Raw genomic sequence first — 2,923 nt, 5'->3', positions numbered from 1 at the left:
GGTGACGGGGCGCATCGCCGCCAGCGTGACGAAGGACCTGAGCGGGGCGGAGGCGCGCGTGGCGGCGCTGTCCCGCGCCGTGGCCAACCTGCAGCGCCAGGTCAGCAGCGAAAACCAGGCGGACGTCACCCTGCAGCAATTGGAGAGCGAGGCCAATGCGGCGCGCGTCGTCTACCAGGATTATCTGGGCCGGTTCGCCCAGACCTCGACGCAGGCGCAATTGCAGGAACCGGAAGCGGAACTGATTTCGCGCGCCGCGGTGCCGCTGGGCGTTTCCGGGCCGCCGCGCACGCAGTACGGGGCGATCGCGGTGGTCTTCTCGGTGCTGGCCGGCATCGGGAGCGCCCTGCTGATCGATCGCGCCCGCGGCGGAATCCGCAGCACGTCGCAGCTCGATTCGGTTCCGGGCCTGTTCACGCTGGGCATGGTGCCTACCTTCAGCGGCGCCCTGGCGCAGCATTACCGGTCCGTCCCGACATCGTCGATCTATGTCGAGACGGTCGAGGCCATTCGCAGCATCCTGAGCTTCGGGCATAGCCGTTTCCGTGCCAAGGTGGTGCTGGTGACGTCGGCCAGGCCCGGCGAGGGCAAGACGACCTTTGCCGTCTCGCTGGCCGCCAATGCGGGCCGGGCCATGCAGCGCGCGCTGGTCATCGACTGCGACACGCGCAATCCGTCCGCCGCCGCCATCGTGAGCCGGACGGACCGGACGGATCGGACCGCCAACAGCCGCCTTCCGGCCCATATCGGCAAGGACGGCCTGCTGCGCGAAGTCCTGCCGGGGGTCGATATCCTGACGGTCCGGCCGGCCTCGGGCCGCAACAACGCGATGGTGTCGCCGCTGGAACTCAACCGGATCCTGGCACAGTTTTCCGGGCATTACGACATGATCGTGGTCGATACGCCGCCGGTGCTGGCATTCCCCGACGCCCCCGTCCTGGCGCAGCAGACCGACGGCGTGGTGATGGTGGTCAAATGGGGGCTGACCGACCAGGGCGAGGTGAACGAGGCGATGCGGATCCTGCATGCCTATGACGCGCGCGTGCTGGGCGGCGTGCTGACGCAGGTCGTGCCGCGCGACCTGGATGTCGCGGAGCGGCGGCAACTGGCAACCTATCGTCAATATTATCTTGCTACGTCATGATGAAACCCGATCGCCACGGACATCATCCGGCCACGGACCACGGACATATTTGCCCCGAAACGATCACAGGGCCTGCCGGGAACGGTGAGCGGGCGGGCAGTCCCCTGCCCCCGCATCATCATCCACGGCACGCCGAACAGGTTACCGAACAGGTTCTTGTCCCATGCAGTCTGCGTTTGTTTTCCACGATTCCGTTCCCCGCCGCGCCGGATGCAGCGGGCGCGAGGCCGCCAGAGAAATCGCTGGAGAAATCACCGGAGAAATCACAGGAGTCCGCGTCGATAATTTCCATATCGATCCGGCAGCGATCCTGATCCATCAGGCGGAAGAGGCGGTCTGACATGGCGTGGCGTTTCAAGACCGGCGTCCGTAGCCTGACGATGACGGTGCTGTGCGGCCTCGCCGTAGTCCCGGGCGCGTTCGCCCAGGACATCCCCCCCGCGGACATGCCCCCTGCCGGCGCGCCGGACGAGCAGGCCGCCCCGACGGCCGTGCTGTGGTGCAGCGTCGCCGACGGCGCGAACCAGCGGCTGCTGGTCAGTAGCGTGACCACGCTGACCAATCCGTCCTATATCACGATCAACACCTATAGCGGCCGGTTCGGCCGCACGGTCAATGCGCGCTATGGGCTGCATCTGGGCCTGGAAGGCAATTATTGCCACCGGGCGGGCACCGTGACCGCCGCCTCGGCGGCGCGGGCCGCGCTGGTCGCGCGCATGGCGGCGCAGAATATGCGGATTGTCAGCGTGGGTATCTTTTGAGTCACTGGAGAAGGACCTGCGACATGCCGGTGAACAATACCCCGCGACCGATCCGCGCGTTCGTGCAGCTTTCCCACGGCTATGGCGCCGCGACGTGGCACGATCGCTGGAAACAGGGCCGCATCCTGGGCCTGAATGAAGAATATGCCTATGGCTATCTGCGCGGTTCGACGCCCGGTTTCGTCATCACCCAGTCCGAGGATGCGCGGGAGGGGCTGATCGGGCGGGCGGTCCGCTATGCGGCGCGGCTGATCCTGGGATTCGATTTCGTCCATGTGTGGCGCAACCGCCGGTCCATTTTCGAGAGCGACGTCGTCTGGACCCATACCGAATCGCAATCGATGGCGGTCCAGCTGCTGCTGCGGCTGTATCCGGGGCGGCGCAGGCCCGGGACGATCGGGCAGAGCGTCTGGCTGATCGACCGGTGGGGACGCGAATCCTGGAAAAACCGCCTGGTCTTCCGCTGGCTGTTGTCGGGCGTGGACATCCTGACCTTTCTGTCGCCCTGCAATGCGGCGGATGCGGCCAAGCTGTTTCCGGGCAAGCGCGTGGAACTGGTCGAATTCGGCATCAGGGCCGATGAGATGGTCACCCGGCCGGCGGCGCCCGCCCACAAGCCGGTCAATGTGCTGTCGCTGGGCAATGACCGCCATCGGGATTGGGATACGTTGCTTAAGGCGACGGCCGATATCCCGTGCCGGCTGACGATCGGCACCACCGACCCGGCGGCGCGGCGGAAGATCGCCGCCTGGCCGCATGCCCGGCTGGCGACCCTGTCCAACAATACCGAATTGTTCGCGCTGTACGACCAGGCGGACGTGGTCGTCGTGCCGGTGGGGCCTAATCGGCACGCGTCGGGCATTACCGCGATCGAGGAGGCGGTGGCGCGCGGCGTCGCGGTGATTACGGCCGATGCCGGCGGGTTGCGCCATTATTTCGCCGACGACGCCGTCTGCTATGTGCCGGTCGGCGACGCGGCCGCCATGGGCCGCGCCATCCAGGAGCTGGCAGCCGATGC

At 66.9% G+C, this 2,923-nt stretch carries 4 protein-coding genes; 3 read left to right on the top strand and 1 reads right to left on the bottom strand.

The genetic code is table 11. The features are described from left to right. A partial coding sequence (locus HUK84_RS13995) for an AAA family ATPase (protein ID WP_176640837.1) occupies window positions 1-1,144 on the top strand: 1,144 nt, incomplete at its 5' end. Between the two features lie 118 nt (window positions 1,145-1,262). Here the strand turns inward: HUK84_RS13995 and HUK84_RS13990 are convergent. Continuing rightward, a complete protein-coding gene (locus HUK84_RS13990) occupies window positions 1,263-1,502 on the bottom strand; it encodes a hypothetical protein (protein ID WP_176640836.1) in 240 nt (79 codons plus the stop codon). Here HUK84_RS13990 and HUK84_RS13985 point away from each other — a divergent pair. Then, the gene (locus tag HUK84_RS13985; RefSeq protein WP_176640835.1) at window positions 1,486-1,905 is read left to right on the top strand and encodes a hypothetical protein; all 420 of its coding nucleotides are present in this window, start codon (window positions 1,486-1,488) and stop codon (window positions 1,903-1,905) included. The two genes, HUK84_RS13990 and HUK84_RS13985, sit on opposite strands and share 17 nt — an antisense overlap. A 23-nt stretch (window positions 1,906-1,928) precedes the next feature. Then, the coding region (locus HUK84_RS13980) for a glycosyltransferase (RefSeq protein ID WP_218064376.1) at window positions 1,929-2,923 on the top strand (995 nt) is incomplete at its 3' end.

It is taken from the genome of Nguyenibacter vanlangensis, assembly GCF_013376155.1.
In the GTDB taxonomy this organism is placed as follows: domain Bacteria; phylum Pseudomonadota; class Alphaproteobacteria; order Acetobacterales; family Acetobacteraceae; genus Gluconacetobacter; species Gluconacetobacter vanlangensis.
This window is presented reverse-complemented; position numbering and strand designations above follow the sequence as displayed.